At 43.0% G+C, this 17,748-nt stretch carries 18 protein-coding genes; 9 read left to right on the top strand and 9 right to left on the bottom strand.

What is annotated here, in order from left to right; translation table 11 throughout:
• The first annotated feature begins 151 nt into the window (after nt 1–151).
• Nucleotides 152–2,062 (top strand): acetate--CoA ligase, encoded by a 1,911-nt coding sequence (gene acs, locus ACSSS3_RS08545; RefSeq protein ID WP_442847217.1) that lies wholly within the window; start codon nt 152–154, stop codon nt 2,060–2,062.
• A gap of 299 nt (nt 2,063–2,361) precedes the next feature.
• Here acs and ACSSS3_RS08540 read toward each other — a convergent pair whose 3' ends face one another.
• The 3 genes from ACSSS3_RS08540 to ACSSS3_RS08530 form a co-directional block, all read right to left on the bottom strand.
• The gene (locus tag ACSSS3_RS08540) at nt 2,362–2,655 is read right to left on the bottom strand and encodes a GIY-YIG nuclease family protein (protein ID WP_442847216.1); all 294 of its coding nucleotides are present in this window, start codon (nt 2,653–2,655) and stop codon (nt 2,362–2,364) included.
• A 206-nt stretch (nt 2,656–2,861) separates the two neighbouring features.
• Nucleotides 2,862–3,155, bottom strand: a complete 294-nt coding sequence (locus tag ACSSS3_RS08535; RefSeq protein ID WP_442847215.1) for a GIY-YIG nuclease family protein — start codon at nt 3,153–3,155, stop codon at nt 2,862–2,864.
• Nucleotides 3,156–3,369: 214 nt separating this feature from the next.
• Nucleotides 3,370–3,702: a single-stranded DNA-binding protein gene (locus ACSSS3_RS08530; RefSeq protein WP_228228543.1), complete on the bottom strand. Its 333-nt coding sequence runs from the start codon at nt 3,700–3,702 to the stop codon at nt 3,370–3,372.
• A gap of 383 nt (nt 3,703–4,085) precedes the next feature.
• Here ACSSS3_RS08530 and ACSSS3_RS08525 point away from each other — a divergent pair, with 383 nt between their 5' ends.
• The 5 genes from ACSSS3_RS08525 to ACSSS3_RS08505 all read left to right on the top strand — a co-directional run bounded on the left by ACSSS3_RS08525 (nt 4,086) and on the right by ACSSS3_RS08505 (nt 7,775).
• On the top strand, nt 4,086–5,471 hold the full coding sequence (locus ACSSS3_RS08525; RefSeq protein ID WP_442847214.1) for an aminotransferase class V-fold PLP-dependent enzyme: 1,386 nt from the start codon (nt 4,086–4,088) through the stop codon (nt 5,469–5,471).
• 58 nt (nt 5,472–5,529) lie between these two features.
• Nucleotides 5,530–6,057 (top strand): YfiT family bacillithiol transferase, encoded by a 528-nt coding sequence (locus ACSSS3_RS08520; RefSeq protein WP_442847213.1) that lies wholly within the window; start codon nt 5,530–5,532, stop codon nt 6,055–6,057.
• A gap of 33 nt (nt 6,058–6,090) precedes the next feature.
• On the top strand, nt 6,091–6,438 hold the full coding sequence (locus tag ACSSS3_RS08515) for a hypothetical protein (protein WP_228228540.1): 348 nt from the start codon (nt 6,091–6,093) through the stop codon (nt 6,436–6,438).
• 94 nt (nt 6,439–6,532) lie between these two features.
• Complete coding sequence (locus ACSSS3_RS08510; protein WP_442847212.1) at nt 6,533–7,009, top strand: DMP19 family protein; 477 nt, start codon at nt 6,533–6,535, stop codon at nt 7,007–7,009.
• A gap of 4 nt (nt 7,010–7,013) precedes the next feature.
• Nucleotides 7,014–7,775, top strand: a complete 762-nt coding sequence (locus ACSSS3_RS08505; RefSeq protein WP_442847211.1) for a CDP-alcohol phosphatidyltransferase family protein — start codon at nt 7,014–7,016, stop codon at nt 7,773–7,775.
• 17 nt (nt 7,776–7,792) lie between these two features.
• On the opposite strand, the gene ACSSS3_RS08500 is transcribed toward ACSSS3_RS08505, so the two are convergent.
• The 4 genes from ACSSS3_RS08500 to ACSSS3_RS08485 form a co-directional block, all read right to left on the bottom strand.
• Nucleotides 7,793–8,137 (bottom strand): hypothetical protein, encoded by a 345-nt coding sequence (locus tag ACSSS3_RS08500; protein WP_442847210.1) that lies wholly within the window; start codon nt 8,135–8,137, stop codon nt 7,793–7,795.
• A gap of 4 nt (nt 8,138–8,141) precedes the next feature.
• The gene (locus ACSSS3_RS08495; RefSeq protein ID WP_442847209.1) at nt 8,142–8,765 is read right to left on the bottom strand and encodes a hypothetical protein; all 624 of its coding nucleotides are present in this window, start codon (nt 8,763–8,765) and stop codon (nt 8,142–8,144) included.
• Between the two features lie 60 nt (nt 8,766–8,825).
• Entirely contained in the window at nt 8,826–9,314 is a 489-nt protein-coding gene (locus ACSSS3_RS08490) for a PLD nuclease N-terminal domain-containing protein (RefSeq protein WP_442847208.1), read from the bottom strand.
• 122 nt (nt 9,315–9,436) lie between these two features.
• Nucleotides 9,437–9,898 carry a CBS domain-containing protein gene (locus tag ACSSS3_RS08485; RefSeq protein WP_228228534.1) on the bottom strand — a complete coding sequence of 154 codons (462 nt, stop codon included), beginning with the start codon at nt 9,896–9,898 and terminating at the stop codon, nt 9,437–9,439.
• A 227-nt stretch (nt 9,899–10,125) separates the two neighbouring features.
• On the opposite strand from ACSSS3_RS08485, the gene ACSSS3_RS08480 reads away from it, so the two are divergent.
• Both ACSSS3_RS08480 and ACSSS3_RS08475 read left to right on the top strand, forming a co-directional pair.
• On the top strand, nt 10,126–12,432 hold the full coding sequence (locus ACSSS3_RS08480) for a M20/M25/M40 family metallo-hydrolase (RefSeq protein ID WP_442847207.1): 2,307 nt from the start codon (nt 10,126–10,128) through the stop codon (nt 12,430–12,432).
• Between the two features lie 29 nt (nt 12,433–12,461).
• Nucleotides 12,462–13,262, top strand: a complete 801-nt coding sequence (locus ACSSS3_RS08475; protein WP_442847206.1) for an SDR family oxidoreductase — start codon at nt 12,462–12,464, stop codon at nt 13,260–13,262.
• Between the two features lie 193 nt (nt 13,263–13,455).
• Here the strand turns inward: ACSSS3_RS08475 and ACSSS3_RS08470 are convergent, their stop codons facing one another.
• On the bottom strand, nt 13,456–14,784 hold the full coding sequence (locus ACSSS3_RS08470) for an aspartate kinase (protein ID WP_442847205.1): 1,329 nt from the start codon (nt 14,782–14,784) through the stop codon (nt 13,456–13,458).
• Nucleotides 14,785–14,881: 97 nt separating this feature from the next.
• Here ACSSS3_RS08470 and ACSSS3_RS08465 point away from each other — a divergent pair, with 97 nt between their 5' ends.
• Complete coding sequence (locus ACSSS3_RS08465; protein WP_442847204.1) at nt 14,882–15,523, top strand: hypothetical protein; 642 nt, start codon at nt 14,882–14,884, stop codon at nt 15,521–15,523.
• A gap of 152 nt (nt 15,524–15,675) precedes the next feature.
• On the opposite strand, the gene ACSSS3_RS08460 is transcribed toward ACSSS3_RS08465, so the two are convergent.
• Complete coding sequence (locus ACSSS3_RS08460; protein WP_442847203.1) at nt 15,676–17,742, bottom strand: M13 family metallopeptidase; 2,067 nt, start codon at nt 17,740–17,742, stop codon at nt 15,676–15,678.
• Nucleotides 17,743–17,748: the final 6 nt, after the last annotated feature.

Here is a 17,748-nt window from a genome sequence, read left to right as displayed (position 1 = left end):
CGCACGAATTTTTAGATATTTTTATCAAAAAATTAAGCAATTACAGGACTTCTAAGCAGAATTGTTCAAAGGGATTCGATATCGATTTAGTAATTTTAATGCTGAAAACTAAAACTACTAAGCCTTTTAAATACCAATTAAGACTACAACCATGAGTAATTACCATATCAAACATTTAGAAGAATATTTTCAAGTCTATCGCAAATCGGTGCGCAATCCTGAAAATTACTGGGAAGAAATCGCCGAAGAGCATTTTATGTGGCACAAACGCTGGGATAATGTGTTGAGCTACGACTTTGAAAAACCCGAATTTAAATGGTTTGAAGGTGCCCAACTCAACATCACCGAAAACTGCATCGACCGGCATTTACGCACGCGAGGGGATCAAACGGCTATTTTGTTTGAACCCAATAATCCGGACGAAGAAGCGCTGCACATAACCTACAACGAACTGCACGACCGGGTGTGTAAAATGGCTAATGTTTTAAAGGCTGAAGGCATTGAAAAAGGCGATCGCGTTTGTATTTACTTGCCAATGATCCCCGAACTCGCGGTTGCGGTACTGGCCTGCGCGCGTATAGGTGCTATACATTCGGTGGTGTTTGCAGGTTTTTCTTCAACCGCGCTTGCCACACGTATTAATGATTCCAATTGTAAAATGGTAATTACCAGCGACGGATCTTTTCGCGGTAGCAAAACAATCGATTTAAAAGGAATCGTTGACGAAGGATTGAAAAAATGCGATAGTGTAGAAACGGTTTTGGTTGTTAACCGAATTGATTCCGGAGTAGAGATGAAAGAAGGCCGCGACAAATGGTTGCAACCCCTTCTCGATAAAGCCGAAGCCATTTGCGAACCCGAAATAATGGATGCCGAAGACCCGCTGTTTATTCTCTACACTTCAGGCTCAACCGGAACGCCCAAAGGTATGGTGCACACCACGGCCGGCTACATGGTTTATACCGCTTTTACGTTTAAAAATGTGTTTCAATACCGCGATGGCGATGTGTACTGGTGTACGGCAGACATCGGCTGGATCACCGGTCACAGCTATATTGTCTACGGTCCGCTGGCCAATGGCGCCACCACGGTAATGTTTGAAGGCGTACCCAGTTATCCCGATTACGGGCGTTTTTGGGAAATCGTAGACAAGCATAAAGTAACGCAGTTTTATACTGCGCCTACCGCAATACGCGCTCTGGCCAAAGAAAATCTGGAACACGTGGAGAAATTCGATTTGTCTTCGCTGAAGGTTTTGGGCACCGTGGGCGAACCCATTAATGAGGAAGCCTGGCACTGGTATGATGAAAATATCGGGAAGAAAAAATGCCCCATTGTTGACACCTGGTGGCAGACGGAAACCGGCGGTATTATGATCTCGCCCATTCCCTACTCCACTCCCGCGATCCCAACCTTTGCGACCTTGCCGTTGCCGGGAATTCAGCCCACGCTTATGGATGAAGAAGGAAAAGAGATTAAGGGCAATCAGGTTGACGGTAGATTGTGTATCAAATTCCCCTGGCCGTCTATGGCGCGCACCATTTGGGGGAATCACCAGCGGTATAAAGACACCTATTTTTCGGCATTTAAAAACATGTATTTTACCGGTGACGGTGCCTTACGCGATAGCGTAGGCTATTATCGTATTACCGGTCGGGTAGATGATGTGGTGATCGTAAGCGGTCACAATCTGGGAACCGCGCCCATTGAAGATGCGATTAACGAACACCCCGCAGTGGCCGAAAGTGCCATCGTGGGCTACCCGCACGAGGTAAAAGGAAACGCGCTTTACGGGTATGTGATTCTGAAAGAAACCGGAGAAACCCGAAATCAGGACAATCTGAGAAAGGAAATCAATCAGTTGATTTCAGACCGTATTGGCCCAATTGCAAAACTGGATAAAATTCAGTTTACCAGCGGCCTCCCCAAAACCCGAAGCGGAAAAATCATGCGTCGTATTTTGCGTAAAATCGCTTCAAACGACACCTCAAACCTGGGCGACACCAGCACCCTGTTAAACCCTGAAGTGGTTCAGGAAGTAATGGATAATGTGATTAAGTAAATGCCCGTGCTTCGATACAAATGCCACAAGGGCATTCACTCAGCAACCGGCATTTATTTCTCGAAAGAAAAAAATCACTCAGTTATCCCTAATGGTAACTGAGTGATTTTAATATTGGAAATTATTGAAGAGAATTCGGGGATTCGACAAAATCACGATAAATTGGTTTATATACAAATGCCCGTTGGGCATTTACTCAGTAACCGGCATTTATTTCAGAAAAAATATCACTTAGCTCCAAGTAAAAAGGTAGCTGAGTGATTTTTAGCGATTGCAAATCGTTAAAAATTGTATCGAAGCTACAGTGGTTTACTAAAATCCTTCTTTGCAAGTAAAACAAGATCAGTTGTTTGATTAGAAATTAAAGCCTCTTTCTTTTTACGACTCCAGCCCTGTATTTGTTTTTCTCTGTAAAAAGCGACGTCAATACGACTATGGCTCTCGTGATATACGAGTTTAACCGGAAGATGTTTGGCGGTAAATCGAGCTCCTTTTCCTTCCTGATGTTGTTTCAAACGCAACTCCAGATTTTTAGTACTTCCTGTATAATAAGAGCCGTTTGCGCATTCTAAAATGTAGGTGTATCCTGCCATAAAATTTGTATCTTAAAAGAACTACTTGATTTTTAGCTTGAACTATTTCTGAAATTCTTTAGCATAAATCCCGGTGCTTCGATACAAATGCCTGGGCATTCACTCAGTAACCGGCATTTATTTCAGAAAAAATATCACTTAGTCCTAAGTAAAAAGGTAGCTGAGTGATTTTTAGCGATTGCAAATCGTTAAAAATTGTATCGAAGCTACAGTGGTTCACTAAAATCCTTCTTTGCAAGTAAAACAAGATCAGTTGTTTGATTAGAAATTAAAGCCTCTTTCTTTTTGCGACTCCAGCCCTGTATTTGTTTTTCTCTGTAAAAAGCGACGTCAATACGACTATGGCACTCGTGATATACGAGTTTAACCGGAAGATGTTTGGCGGTAAACCGAGCTCCTTTTCCTTCCTGATGTTGTTTCAAACGCACCTCCAGATTTTTAGTACTTCCTGTATAATAAGAGCCGTTTGCGCATTCTAAAATGTAGGTGTATCCCGCCATAAAATTTGGATTTTAAAAAATACTTGATTTTTAGTATAAACTATGTCTGAAATTCTTTAGCATAAATCCCGGTGCTTCGATACAAATGCCCGTTGGGCATTCACTCAGCAACCGGCATTTATTTCAGGAAGTAAAAAACAAAATCACTCAACTACACGAAAAAGGCAGCTGAGTGATTTTTGACGCTTAAAAGTCAATTAAAATTGTATCGAAACTATTTACTTAATAGCAACAATTCGTCGCATACGATCTCGGTGATGTAACGCTTCTCGCCTTGTTTAGTCTCGTAAGAACGCGACGTCAGTTTACCTTCTATGGCAACCTCTTTTCCTTTGGTAGCGTAGTTTTCGATAATTTCCGCGGTTTTACCCCAGGCAACTACATTATGCCATTGTGTATCTGTGACCCGCTCGCCCTTGGTGTTTTTGTAGGTTTCATTGGTCGCAATGCTAAATTTCGCCAGCTTTTTGCCTGACTCCAGATTTACGATTTCAGGATCATTTCCTAAGTTTCCGATCAACTGTACTTTGTTTCTTAATGTGCTCATGATTTTTGTTTTTACGTTAAACAGTTAATATATTTTTTCCGCGAAGGCGGAAATCTCATTTGTCCTCACTACAGATCGTTTGCTGTAACTGATTGACGATGCAAAGATTAGACAGCCGCCAAAAAACAGCCGGTAGTTAAGCGGTTACTTTCGTTTATAGTCGTTTGTAAGCATTTGCAAACGGATAAATATTCCGCCCAACATCAGTTAATACGGCATTTGCCCTATGTTTTGGTCTAAAAAAGCAAACCACCTTTGAAAAGTTATTCTGCACGCGTTTTTGTGTAGAACCCCTTTGTTAAAAGGGAAAATAACCCCTTGACTGTATTCCAAATAAATTTCAAATTGGCACCCACTAACAGACTATTTCAAAATCAATACGCATGCTGGCCTCCCTATTTAAACGAAAATCTACCGCACTCCAAACGACTGAGCTCCAGGACGAGTCATTCTTCAACAGCTTACGCAAAGCGGAATACAGCCGCCTTGACGATCACAACCACGTCTATCTGGATTACACCGGCGGCAACTTATACGCGGCAAGTCAGCTTGATGCGCATCACAAAATCCTCAAAGAGCACACCTTTGGGAATCCGCATTCTACAAATCCCACATCTACTCACGCCACCCGGCTGGTTGAGGCTGCACGCCAGCGCGTGTTGGACTTCTTTAATGCACAGGACTACTTCTGCATTTTTACCCAGAATGCTTCCGGTGCGCTAAAAATTGTGGGGGAATGCTATCCGTTTCAGCCCGGCTCTGAATATTTGTTGTTTGCAGACAATCACAACTCGGTTAACGGAATTCGGGAATACTGTAAAAGCAAGGGAGGCAATTACCGCTATGTGCCTATGCAAATTGAGGATCTTCGCGTTGAAAGGCAATTTCTTGAAGAAGCCTTATCTATACCGCATACCGGTTCTAACCGTCTTTTTGCCTACCCGGCACAGTCCAATGTTTCGGGCGTACAGCACGATTTAGGATGGATGGCAAAAGCCCAGCAAAAAGGCTGGGATGTTTTGCTTGATGCGGCTGCTTTCGTACCGAGTTCTAGACTTGATTTACAGGAGGTTAAACCCGATTTTGTGTCCATTTCGTTCTATAAAATTTTTGGATATCCCACCGGTTTGGGTTGTCTTTTGGTCAAAAAAACCAAGTTCAACAAACTCTGTAAGCCCTGGTTTGCCGGAGGAACTGTGACACTGGCCAGTGTAAAGTCGCCGCATCATTTTTTGGCCGGCAATCATGAGCGTTTTGAAAACGGCACCCTCAATTACCTGGATATCCCCGCACTTAAAATAGGTCTTGATCACATTGATGCGATTGGCATTGAGCGCATCAACGCCCGGGTTAATTCGCTTACACGCTATTTGTTTACGCATCTAAGAGCTTTAAAACATCCCGACGGAAGTCCTAAGGTGCGCATTTTTGGTCCTGCAGACCGCGAGCAAACCGGAGGCACGCTTATCATGAATTTTTACGATGCCCGCGGCAGAACACTTCCGTTTGAAGAGGTTGAAGAAAAAGCCAATGCCTGCAACATCTCACTCCGTACCGGCTGTTTCTGCAATCCCGGGATAGACGAGATCAACAACGACCTTTCTTCTGAAGAACTGGGTGAATTTTTCAGCAGCAATCTGCACGGCGGCTATCGTGAGATTATCAATGCGCTTCAAAAAATGCGAGGGGCCATACGTATCTCGGTAGGAATTGCAACAACTAAGGCCGATCTGGATTATTTTATCGCTTTCGCGGAAAAATTAAGCTGAAAGCAAGGGCTTGCGCAGGCAAAAATGGTTAATTTCAGACTATATAACGAAACCAACGATGTCTGATATTGAACATTTAAAATACCCTATTGGCAATTTTCAAAAGCCGGAAGTTATAACCGCAACCCACCTTACCGGCTGGATCGAGACCATTCAACACTTTCCTGAAAACGTGAGCCAGCTCTTAGCCGATGCTACAAAAGAAACCTGGTCCAAGACCTACCGTCCCGAGGGCTGGACTATCCTGCAACTGGTGCACCATTGTGCAGACAGTCATATGAACGCCTTCATTCGTTTTAAGCTTGCCCTTACCGAAGAGTCCCCAAAAATAAAACCCTATCATGAAGACCGCTGGGCGCTGTTGCCCGATGTGACTTCGGTAGATGCGCAGGTCTCGATAAATCTGCTTGAAAGCCTGCACGCCCGCTGGGTTGTACTGCTTCGGTCCCTGCACAGCGATGACCTGGCACACGAATACATTCATCCTGAGCACGGCAAGCGATTCAATCTCGCCGAAGCTGTAGGCATGTATGACTGGCATTGCCGGCATCATTTGGAACACATGAAAATCGCGCTTAAATCCTAGAAAATCATTATTTTAGAATGAATTACAACGATTATGAGCAAGACCTGCCCCGAATGTGGTGATAAGATCATTGGCCGCGCCGATAAAAAATACTGCAGCGACGCCTGTCGCAACGCGGCCAACAACAAGCTGAATAGTGATCAGCACAATCTGATACGCAATACTAACAATCAGTTACGCAAAAATTACCGCATTCTCGAAGAGCTCAATCCCGAAGACAAAACCAAAACCACCCGAGACAAGCTCGCCATATTGGGTTTTGATTTTAACCTCTTTACCAGCATTTACACCACAAAAGCCGGTACCGTTTATTATTTTGTGTATGATCAGGGCTATTTGCCGCTTGAAGGCGATTATTATGCGCTGGTGAAACGGAAGTGATAATTACTTCTTTATAACCTATCTTTGCAGCAGAAGAGCACCGGTGTAGTTTGGCGCTCAAAAACCTTTCTTAAAAGGTTTAGTTCTTATTTGCATGCATAATCCCGATTCTGTTTTTTCGCTTGAAGACAATCAGGCGCTTATTCTGGCCGTTGGCGAAATCATCACTCCAAAAATCAAACAACGCGATCAGTTTGAACACCTCAACCCGGCAGAACAAACCTTTATTTATCTTGACGTATTTGAAGCTGCCTTACATACCGGCAGTTTGGAGTCCTTTTTTGTGAATTCCGGGCAATTTACACACGAGATCATTGAAGCCTATTCCAACATCAAAGCTTATAAAACCGTGCGCCTGCTGGAACAGGCCGTTAGCGTTTTTCCGGATAAAAAAGTGCCCAAAAATAAGGCCGAACGTCTTTCAATTATCAAAGGTTTGCACGCAAGCACCCGCAAACACTGGGAAAATCTATTTACACAACTGTTCGAAAGTGGAGAGCCGGTAGCCGATTTATTAGCGACCTACATTCGTGAGAATCAGGAGCAGTTTATACCTTCCTCTAATCTGTAGCGCGATGTCTAAACTCCCACCACAATACGCATTTACAGATCTTTCCGATTACGGAAGAACTGCAGGAAGATCTATCGCCGAACGCTTTAAAGAAACCTCGTGCACACCCATTCATCTTACTTCAGCTTTTGTTGTCGCGGGACTTTCGGCTGTGATTTGCATCAGCTACGGGTATTACCTAAGCGCGGCATTGTTGCTTATTTTAAAATCGATACTCGACGCGTCTGATGGCGAACTCGCACGTCTTAAAAATACGCCCTCCTATACCGGGCGCTATTACGATTCGGTGGCAGATATCGTGCTCAACTTTATCCTGCTTACCACTCTGGCGCTTATTACCGAAACACCTCTTTGGCTGGCTTTTCTGGCATTTTTAGGCTTGCAACTGCAAGGCACCCTTTACAATTATTATTATGTGATTTTGCGTAATCGTCATAATGGGGACACCACCAGCCGCATTTTTGAAGACTCCAGACCGCTTGCCCTCGCCGGCGAGAGTCAGGTCGCGGTAAATGCGATGTATTTTCTCTACACCCTGCTCTACAGCAGTTTTGATAAAATCATTTACAGGCTAGATCCCTGTGCGGTAAAAAGCAGTAAACTGCCCGGCTGGTTTATGACCCTGGTGTCGGTATTTGGTTTAGGGTTTCAATTGCTGCTAATCAGTATTTTGCTGGCCACAGGATTGGAGGAATTTGTTATCCCGGTATTTTTGGGAATGACGTTGTTGATTCCTGTTTTTATTGGGGTAAGGAAGGTGATTTGAAATTTCTCCTTAATCACCTATTGCATTTCAGTTTGAATAAGCCAATAATAGAAAATTGCAAGAATTAGGATCATTATGAATTCTTTCAATCTGATATAGGGATAGGAGAAGTTTGTGAATGGGGTTTGTTGATTTTTATCTTTTTTAGGTTGAGCCAAAATATCTAATTCAGAAATTTCAATACAGGTTGGACCAATGTCTGAAGATTTTGTCGCTTTGTATTTTTTAAAAAAATGTAATTTTAGAAATACCAGAAACAAGACTACGATCGCCAAATAGATCCCAGGTAGATCAATTGCAGATAAATGACCTTGAATCTCTACTGGTCTGGGTACTTCTCCTAATAATCGCAGTGCTATCATAGTATCAATCTTTCCAAATTCCAAACTGATTTCTTAGAAGGGAGATCATTTCACAAACATACATAAGCTCATCTACTTCGGGATAAATTTTGAGATAGCTTTCCGGGTTTGAATAGTGAAATGTATTCGTTTTATTTAAATCTTTAAACTGGAATGTATAACTGGTACCATCCAAAATGGATGTTATAGTTTTCACATAGCTGTATTCAGAATAAACTTTACCTCTAACCTGATTCTCAATTAATTTAACAGGATTTCGCTTTGCGAATTTCCAATTAATTTTGTCATCACTCGGGATATTCTGAATATTACTACGTAATAAATTTTGGAATACATATTCGAAATCAGTTTCCGGTTTTAATTTTCGCTTTTCCACCCTCAAACCAGAATGATTAGGTACAGCAGCAAAATGTTCACAAAACTCAGCTTTCCAGCTATCCGATTCGTTTTTGAACATTCTAAATACAGATGTATAATTTGTTATCCCAAAACCTTGATAGACCCTAATTTCTACAGAATTGGTCAAAGAGTCTGATAAGCCTAAATTCGTATTTATTCTGGTCAATTCTTGAGTAAATCCATTGAAAGAATAAAGAAAAAGTAAAAAAAGTAAAAAGTTTTTCATCATAAATTACCATATACCTATTCCCACTCTTCAATGAGTTTTTCAGATTAAAACATTTTCGTTTTAAGATTTCCGTTTTGTTGTTAAATAGATAATTGGCCCAAAAAATGGAAAGAAAATTGAAATAATGGCGTGAAGAATTTTCTCTGTATGCTCTATTTCAGATTTAATTATTTTCCTGAGAGCAATCCACAGTAGAATAATATGAGCAGGAATTATAAGCGGCAAAAATAGTAAGGACATCAAAACATCCAAGATAATACTTGTTTCAGGAGCAAGGTATTTGACCAAAACCGCTCCATTCTTCGATCTTATTTCATCTACTAAATCATCTAAAGAGTGTGATGATAAATCACTAATCACGTAATACTTATTCTCATTGGTGTATATGTGTATTTTCTCTTTATTTTCTATTTCCAAACTGGTTATTTTTTGATCTTGAAGAACAGTATTTACAAATTCAGATTTAGAAATTTCTTCATAATCCTCATTGCAGGAGGTGAATAAGATTGAGATTAAGAAAGGTATAATTAAAAATACTATTCTGGGCATATCATAAGTTTTACAGTTAAAAATAAAACAAAACAAAAAGACTAACTTACGGTTTTCCTTAAAATCCGTAAAAAAAGCGATTGGCCTCCCAATCGCTTATCTGTTTCCTGTTTTAATTTTATTTATTTCCACGTGTTTCCTTTCAATTGTAAGGCGGCTTTAATCACATCCATCTGGCTGATCTGACCTACCAGTTTACCGTTCTCCACGATTGGAAAACGCCGGTGCTTTCGTTCTATAAAAAAACGGGCGGCATCAAAAACATTCATATTCCCATCTATGGTTTCTACATCAATCGCCATATTTTGACCCACGGTGGCATTGTCCATAGGCAAATTGTGATACCGGCTGTCTGAAATATGCTTGATGCAATCCCCTTCTGAAATCACGCCCAGCAGTTCATAATTCTCGTTGACCACCGGCGCACCGGAGATACGGTGTTTGATCAGCTTCTGCATTACATCCATAATCGACTGGTCTGGCGTAAAGGTGATCAGCTTGGTAGACATATAATCCGACACTTTAATGTTTACTTCTTCGGCAACGGCTTTAGACCGCTTACCCATAAAACTCTTGATTCCCATATAGTTAGATTTTAGACTCTTTAAATTAGGCATTTTATTTGAATTCTCGAAAACGTTTTCATTAACCTAGCGTCAAATTTGCCCGTATCTTGTTTAAAAGCGAAAGAGCCACTACCTTTAAACCCATACTATTTCCAGGAAAGCCTAAAATGGGTGTCTCATAAATAGTCAATACCTACAGGTGCAAGCAAACAGGGATTATCTGTAGATTATAAAACTTTAACCAGATGAAAACCAACTACGCTGCGATACTCTCCTTTTTGCTCCTGATGGGGCTTACCTATTTCAGTTTTTACACCCACAAACCCCAAAGCGTATCAGGTCCTGACACCCCGCTTACCGAATTCTCAACCGCCCGTGCGATGGTCTATGTTGATTCATTGGCTCAAAAACCCCACGCTGTAGGAATGCCGGCACACGGAGAGGTGCAGAACTATATCGTACAAACGCTTGAAGAAATGGGACTTGAGGTTGAAGTGCAAAGCGATTTTGCCTACAAACCGGGCTGGGGTGCCTTAAGCCGGGCTGAAAATATCATCGCCCGCATCCCCGGGAGTGTGGGCGAACAGACCCTCCTGCTGATGTCACATTACGACAGCGCACCGCATACCGCTTCTCACGGAGCCAGCGACGCCGGCAGCGGAGTTGCTGCAGTTCTGGAAAGCATAAGAGCTTTTCTTGCACAGGATGCACCTGCTAAAAACAACATCATCATTCTTTTTACCGATGCCGAAGAACTGGGTCTTAACGGCGCTTCGGTTTTTGTAAATCAACATCCCTGGGCGAAAGAAGTAAATCTGGCGTTAAACTTTGAAGCCCGCGGAAGCGGTGGCCCTTCGAACATGATTGTAGAAACCAATGGCGGCAATGGCGGCCTTATCAAGGCTTTTGCCCAAGCCAACCCCTCGCATCCCTACGCAAACTCCCTAATGTACAGCGTTTACAAGCTTTTGCCTAATGATACCGATTCTACTGTACTGCGTGAAAACGGAGATATTGACGGGTTTTTCTTTGCCTTTATTGGTGATCACTTTGACTATCATACGGCCAATGACATCGCCTCGCGCCTCGATCGGGAATCGCTGGAGCATCAGGGGCGTTATCTTACCGCCCTGCTCGATTATTTTAAAGATGCAAACCTCAATTTAAAGGCCGATCAGGATTATGTGTATTTTAATGTACCCCTCCTGAAAATGGTTTATTATCCATTTAGCTGGATTACCCCTATGCTCATCCTCGCCTGGATTTTATTTTTTGTGGTGCTCATTTACGGCCTGCGGAAACAACAACTACGCATTATGGGAGTGCTTCGCGGCTTTTTACCCTTACTCATTTCCCTAATTTTGGCCTACGGAATCAGCTGGGGATGGAAAGCCATTCTGGCTCTCGATCCAGCACAGTCTGATATTTTACAGGGCTTTCCATACAACGGCTACGAACTACTCGCCGGGTTTGTTGCAATTACACTTGCCGTAACCTTTTATGTTTACAAACTCTTTTACCGGCCTAATGATGCGGCAAGCCTCAGTTTTGCTCCTGTCTTTTTCTGGCTGCTTATCGCTACCGGGGTGGGAGTCTATCTGGAAGGCGCCTCGTTTTTTGTAATCCCGGTTTATTTTGCGCTTTTGGCCGTATTTCTCATTTTACGCAGCAACAAACCGAATTTGTTTCTACTCACGCTGCTTTGTGCTCCGGCTTTGTTTATCGTGGCGCATTATATCAAAGAATTTCCTGTGGGATTAGGTTTAAAAATGTTGGTTGCCGCCACTGCTTTAAGTGTGTTGCTATTTGGATTATTGCTTCCGGTAATGGGCTATTACAGTATGAAAGGCCGCCTCGCCACCTTGTTCCTCCTGGTAAGTATCGGCGCATTTATTTCGGCTTATGCCAAAAGCGACTTTACCGAAGAACGCCGCTTTCCGTCCAGCATCAATTATGTACACGATTTGACCAGTAACAAGGCATTTTACGCGACTTATAACACGCATATCGACTCCTGGCTTGCTGAAATTTTGGGCGAAAACCCAAAGCCAGCGTCCGAAATTTTTGACAGTCCGGGATCGGGTAAATACGGCAGTCGCTTTAGCTATGCTAAGGAAACCGAAATCCAATTTGTAGCGCCTTCTCAGGTTTATACTGAAACTGATACGGTAATCAACGGTGAGCGCAACCTGCGTTTTACGGTATTTCCGCAACGAAATGTGGGCGATATGATCCTCCTAAGCCCGAAAGAAACCCGGTTTATAAAACTGAATTTCAACGGCCAGGAAGTTGAAGCCCGTGAGGGCGAAGAAGCTCCGTTGGCTGATCGCAACTCAGACTATTTATTGAGCTACCGTCTGAGCAACAGGGAGCCGCTTGAGGTAAGTCTCACCATTGCCGAAGCCGATTCGCTACGCTTTACGCTGCTTGATTTCAGTTATGATCTTTTAGAAAATCCCGACTTTGGCCTAACTTCGCGCCCCGCAAACAGCATGCCGATGCCCTTTGTAAACACCGATGCTCTGATTACCATTCAGGATATTCAGTTTTAAAAGGTTTATTTCGGTAAAAAGAAAAGATTATGAGCACAATTGCCATCGCCGGTATGGGCTGGCTGGGCTTGCCATTGGCCGCCCGCTTGCAGGAACTGGGACATCAGATAAAAGGATCGGTCACCTCGCAGTCCAAACAAGAGGAATTAAAAAGCTACGGTTTTGACATTTACCGAGTTGAGATCGCGGAGGACGAAATCCGCGGAGAGATTCAGGGTTTTTTGGCGCAAAGCGAAATCCTGATCATTCTCATTCCGCCCGGTCTGCGTCGCAACACCGGTCACAATCATGCCCTGCGGATGGCTCAATTGCTTGATGCGGTCGAAAAATCAGACGTTAAAAAAGTAATTCTCATCAGCAGCACCGGGGTTTATGATGATGCTCAGGGCAAAGTCACCGAAGCAGATGCTCCGAAACCTCAGGATGATAAAGGCAAACAGCTTGTGGAAGTCGAACAGTTGTTCTTTAGTTCACCCGCAGTTAAAACCAGTATCATTCGTTTTGGCGGACTCGTAGGCGGTACCCGCAATCCGGTGAAATACCTGGCCGGCCGCAGTGGACTCAGCAATGGCGCAGCGCCGGTAAACCTGATTCATCGCGAAGACTGTATCGGGATTATTCTGGCGGTAATCTACAAAAATGCTTTTGGGCACATCATCAATGCCGTTCACCCCGAGCATCCTACCAAAGAAGATTATTACACACAACAGGCAAAAGCACTCAATCTGGAGCCTCCGCAATACGACAGCGAAGAGGAAGAAACCTTTAAGCAGGTAGATTCGGTTAATTTAAAGTCGGTGCTGGGATACAGCTTTCAGGTACAGCCTTAAGTCTTCCTGGGTTAAGGCTGAAGCGTCTGTGAAAAAGGAATATTTCAGTATTAAGGCTAACTGATAAAAAATAACCGTGTGTGTATTTTAGCCTTTGGCGCAGCCAATAAAAAAACCCGGCAAGCACACACCGGGTTTTTCATGTTAATCTCCTGGTTGGTCAGAAGAAAGGCTAACACTAACTAACAAAAGTTTAAGCTATTGCTCCCTGTAACTGGAACAATTGCGCGTTTAAATACCGCAAGGCATTAATTTTCTCCCGCGTAGGTACTAACAACGAGATATTATTATTACTACCACCATACGCAATCATACGCACGGGGATTGAATTCAATATTCCAAAAGCTTTATACGACTCCTGATCGGCGATCAGGTTTTCACCCACGATACAGATAATACTGTGATCTTCTTCAACCGTAACTTCAGCGATTACCGAAAGTTCGTTTTTAATAGCATGCAGGTTTGTGGTATCGTCTATCGTAAGCGAGATCGCAACCTCAGAAGTGGTAATCATATCAATAGAGGTTTCGTGACGGTCAAACACTTCAAAAATGGTGCGCAGGAAACCGTGTGCACCCAGCATTCGGTTAGAGCGGATTTTGATTGCGGTAATACCATCTTTAGCCGAAATAGCTTTCAGACCACGATTGTGATACTCATTGGAGATTTTAGTCCCTGCTGCTGAAGGCTCAAAGGTATTTTTCAACCACACCGGAATATCACGGTCAATAACCGGAGCCACGGTTTGCGGGTGTAATATTTTGGCCCCAAAATAAGCCAGCTCAGCCGCCTCATTATAGGTTAAATGTTCAATAGGATTGGTTTCTTCCACATAACGCGGATCGTTATTGTGCAATCCGTCAATGTCTGTCCAGATTTGTACACCTTCCGCATTAACAGCAGCAGCGATGATCGTCGCGCTAAAATCACTTCCACCACGCTTTAAAGTGGCCAGAGACCCACGGTCATCACGACAAACAAAGCCCTGAGTAATATAAATCTGTGAAGGGTTTTGCTCCAGTTGAGGGACTAAAGCTTTAGAAACTGCTTCAATATCCGGGTTTTCAACAGTACCTACGTTCATAAAGCTGCTTGCATCAAGCAATACGTTAGAAACGCCTTCCTGAGTTAAATAGCGCGAAAAAATCCAGGTAAGTATGGTCTCACCGTAAGTAACCAATTCTGCATAGGTGGTAAGCGTGCGACCCGAGGTAGCAATTTGCTCAATATTGGCCAAAAAACTATCTATTTGCGCCTGCGCTTCAGACTGATTTTCTGCCGAAAATAAATCGGCAATCGCTTCATAATGTTTGGTTTTTAATTGCGCCAAAACCTCCTGTATCGCTGCAGTATTTTTATCGATACTGGCCTGGTTAAGGCTAACCAACATATTGGTAACGCCAGACATTGCTGAAAGCACCACGATTTTTGGGTTGTCAGTAACTCCAAGTATTTCTACTACTTTTCTAATATTTTGAGCACTTCCTACAGAGGTGCCTCCAAATTTTAAAACGTTCATCATCTTCATTTTAGTGGTGCATAGATACAGCCAATAAAATGAAGCTTAAAAAAATTCAACAATTTTATATAAATTTGTACAAATTGTTAAATATATAACATTGAAAACCATAACCTCTGTGGTTGAGCAGCTTATCAAGCATCAACCGTATACCGAAGACGCTTTGATGCGTAAAATCATTAATTACAGTGCCCTGGCCGAAGATTTTCAACCCCGTATTGAAAAAGAACTGGGCAAGCCTGTTAACGTGGGTTCTATTGTGATGGCTTTGCGCCGGTATTATCCCCAGAAACGCCTTGATGAGCGTATGATGCGCGATCTGGGTGATATTGTGGTGCGCAGCGGGATTACCGATTTTACCTTTCTCAACTCCAACACGATTTTGGAGAGTCAGTCACGGTTACTGGAGGAAACTAAGAGCATCCCTAAAGCCTATTTGACCTATTCAAGTACCTTTCACGAGAGTAATATTTTGGTCTCCAATGACCTTACCGATATTGTAGAGCACTGTTTTGCAACTGAAACCTGCGTGATGGTCAAGCACGATTTATCTTCGCTTTCCATTGCGCTTCCGGTCAATAACTCAAAGACGGTAGGTCTTTACTTTTATATCTTTAAGCTCTTGGCGTATGAGGGCATTCCTATTTTTGAAGCGATTTCTACTTCTAACTATTTTACATTGTTTCTCGAAAAAGAATATGTAAACCAGGCCTTCGCATTGGTTAATGAGATAAAAGGCTAGTAAACTGCTATCCGGCAAGAGAACGAAGGTATTCAAAATCCAATTTTGACTTTTGCCGCAAGCCTCGAAGCTATTAAACCTGGAGGCAGTGCCAACAAAAAACCCGAGAGCAAAAGCTTTCGGGTTTTCAATTTTAAAAAAATACTATCGAATTACCAGATGCGTACCCGGTCTTCTTTTGGAACAAACATAGCATCCCCTTCTTTGATATTGAAAGCTTCGTAAAAGGCATCAATATTCTGAAGCGGTACGTAAGCACGATACATTCCCGGAGAATGCGGATCGGTTTTGATACGCGTGCGTAAGGCATCATCGCGCATTTTGGTACGCCAGATGGTTGCCCAGCTGATAAAGAAACGCTGCTCCGGGGTAAAACCATCTATTTCGCCCGGCTTTCCGTTTTTCTCATAGAACTTCTGCAAACCGCTGTAAGCAGCAAGTAAACCACCCAGATCACCAATATTTTCACCTAAAGTGAACTTACCGTTAATATACAGGCTGTCTGCCACTTCAATAGCGCTGTATTGATCTGCCAGTGCTCCACTACGTTCGGTAAAAGCTTCCAGATCGGCATCGCTCCACCAGTTCTTCAGGTTACCATCACCGTCGTAACGCGAACCGCTGTCATCAAAGGCGTGAGAAATCTCGTGGCCGATTACTGCACCTATTCCTCCATAATTTACGGCTTCATCAGCCTGATAATTGTAAAACGGAGGCTGTAAAATCGCAGCTGGGAATACGATCTCGTTAAATGAAGGGTTGAAATACGCATTTACCGTCTGTGGAGACATCCCCCATTTGGTTTTATCAACCGGCTCCTTGTAATCGGCATTGTTTTCTTCAATTGCCCAGGCTCCGACAGCTAGCTTGTTTTCAAAAAAGTTTTTATCTGCTGAAATTTCAAGCTCCGAATAATCTTCCCACTTATCAGGATACCCAATCTTTACGGTAAACTTATTCAGTTTATCTATTGCGCGCATTTTCGTAGAATCGGTCATCCATTCAAGGTTGTTAATACGATCTCTGAAAGCTTCCTTAATATTGGCAATCATAGCTTCCGCTTTTTCTTTCGCCTCCGGCGGAAACATTTTATCTACATACAGCTTACCTAAAGCTTCTCCTAAAGCACCATCAACGGTTGCAAGAGCACGCTCATCGGCAGGTTTTTGCTTTGGCGTACCGTTCAGGGTTTTGCTGTAAAATTCCCAGTTTGCATATTCCATTTCGGTGGTTAATGCATCTGCCCAACCGTTTAAGGTTGCCCAGCGCATTAAAAGTTTTAAATCGTCAATCGGAGTTTGAGCTAACACCTTTTGTAAAGCTGCCATGTATTTTGGCTGAAGCACAATAACCGTATCTACCTCTTTAGTAAGCCCCTGATTTTCAAAAAAGGCTTTCCAATCAACGGCCGGAGTCATTTTTTGAAGCTGCGCTACACTACGAGGGTTGTTCATATTACGGGCATCACGACGCTCTACCTTATCTAGCTGCTGCTCTGCAAGTTTGGTCTCTAAAGCCAAAATACGGGTGGCTTCCTCTTTTGCAGTAGCTTCATCATCACCGGCATACTGAAGCACCCAGCTGATGTAATCTTTATACTGCTCGCGAATCTCTTTAGACTTGGCGTCCTGCTCCAGATAATAATCACGATCGGGCAAACCTAATCTTCCCGTAGTAATGTAACCGGCGTTCATATTGCTGTTTGAAAAATCTGAAAACACGCGGAAGTTAAAAAACGGAGTACCTGTACCGTTATGCAATTGCCCTACCCGCTGAATATCGCTTAGACTGGTGATCGCTGCAATACTGTCTAAAGCAGGTTGCAAGGGCTTAAGGCCGGCTTCGTTACGAGCAAGCGTGTCGAGTTCGCTCTCAAAAAGCGCAAGAGCTTTCGCCTGATCAGAATCTGGAGCGTAGTCATTAGACTTACGGGCTTCTTCGATAATTGCCAATACATCTTCACGCGTTTTTTTACGCAACACGCTAAAACCACCCCAAACCGATTCTTCCTCAGGAATCTCAGTGGTTTTCATCCAGTTTCCGTTTACGTAATTGTAAAAATCGTCCTGAGGCCGCACCAACGTATCCATATTGGTAAGGTCTAAAGCCGGAATTTTCATTTCGGCAACAGCCTCATCATTTTTTGGCTCGTCTTTGCAAGCTGTAAGGCTTAAAATCCCGATTGAAACCGGAATCATTGTTTTAAAAAGTGATTTCATAAATGA

The sequence above is a fragment of the Leeuwenhoekiella sp. H156 genome (assembly GCF_052218455.1).
GTDB classification, from domain to species: Bacteria; Bacteroidota; Bacteroidia; order Flavobacteriales; family Flavobacteriaceae; genus Leeuwenhoekiella; species Leeuwenhoekiella parthenopeia.
This window is presented reverse-complemented; position numbering and strand designations above follow the sequence as displayed.

Bases quoted from the DNA above. Each gene is read 5' to 3' on its own strand.
- acs (WP_442847217.1), top strand. From the start codon at position 152: ATGAGTAATTACCATATCAAACATTTAGAAGAATATTTTCAAGTCTAT.
- ACSSS3_RS08540 (WP_442847216.1), bottom strand. From the start codon at position 2,655: ATGGCAGGATACACCTACATTTTAGAATGCGCAAACGGCTCTTATTAT.
- ACSSS3_RS08535 (WP_442847215.1), bottom strand. From the start codon at position 3,155: ATGGCGGGATACACCTACATTTTAGAATGCGCAAACGGCTCTTATTAT.
- ACSSS3_RS08530 (WP_228228543.1), bottom strand. From the start codon at position 3,702: ATGAGCACATTAAGAAACAAAGTACAGTTGATCGGAAACTTAGGAAAT.
- ACSSS3_RS08525 (WP_442847214.1), top strand. From the start codon at position 4,086: ATGCTGGCCTCCCTATTTAAACGAAAATCTACCGCACTCCAAACGACT.
- ACSSS3_RS08520 (WP_442847213.1), top strand. From the start codon at position 5,530: ATGTCTGATATTGAACATTTAAAATACCCTATTGGCAATTTTCAAAAG.
- ACSSS3_RS08515 (WP_228228540.1), top strand. From the start codon at position 6,091: ATGAGCAAGACCTGCCCCGAATGTGGTGATAAGATCATTGGCCGCGCC.
- ACSSS3_RS08510 (WP_442847212.1), top strand. From the start codon at position 6,533: ATGCATAATCCCGATTCTGTTTTTTCGCTTGAAGACAATCAGGCGCTT.
- ACSSS3_RS08505 (WP_442847211.1), top strand. From the start codon at position 7,014: ATGTCTAAACTCCCACCACAATACGCATTTACAGATCTTTCCGATTAC.
- ACSSS3_RS08500 (WP_442847210.1), bottom strand. From the start codon at position 8,137: ATGATAGCACTGCGATTATTAGGAGAAGTACCCAGACCAGTAGAGATT.
- ACSSS3_RS08495 (WP_442847209.1), bottom strand. From the start codon at position 8,765: ATGATGAAAAACTTTTTACTTTTTTTACTTTTTCTTTATTCTTTCAAT.
- ACSSS3_RS08490 (WP_442847208.1), bottom strand. From the start codon at position 9,314: ATGCCCAGAATAGTATTTTTAATTATACCTTTCTTAATCTCAATCTTA.
- ACSSS3_RS08485 (WP_228228534.1), bottom strand. From the start codon at position 9,898: ATGGGAATCAAGAGTTTTATGGGTAAGCGGTCTAAAGCCGTTGCCGAA.
- ACSSS3_RS08480 (WP_442847207.1), top strand. From the start codon at position 10,126: ATGAAAACCAACTACGCTGCGATACTCTCCTTTTTGCTCCTGATGGGG.
- ACSSS3_RS08475 (WP_442847206.1), top strand. From the start codon at position 12,462: ATGAGCACAATTGCCATCGCCGGTATGGGCTGGCTGGGCTTGCCATTG.
- ACSSS3_RS08470 (WP_442847205.1), bottom strand. From the start codon at position 14,784: ATGATGAACGTTTTAAAATTTGGAGGCACCTCTGTAGGAAGTGCTCAA.
- ACSSS3_RS08460 (WP_442847203.1), bottom strand. From the start codon at position 17,742: ATGAAATCACTTTTTAAAACAATGATTCCGGTTTCAATCGGGATTTTA.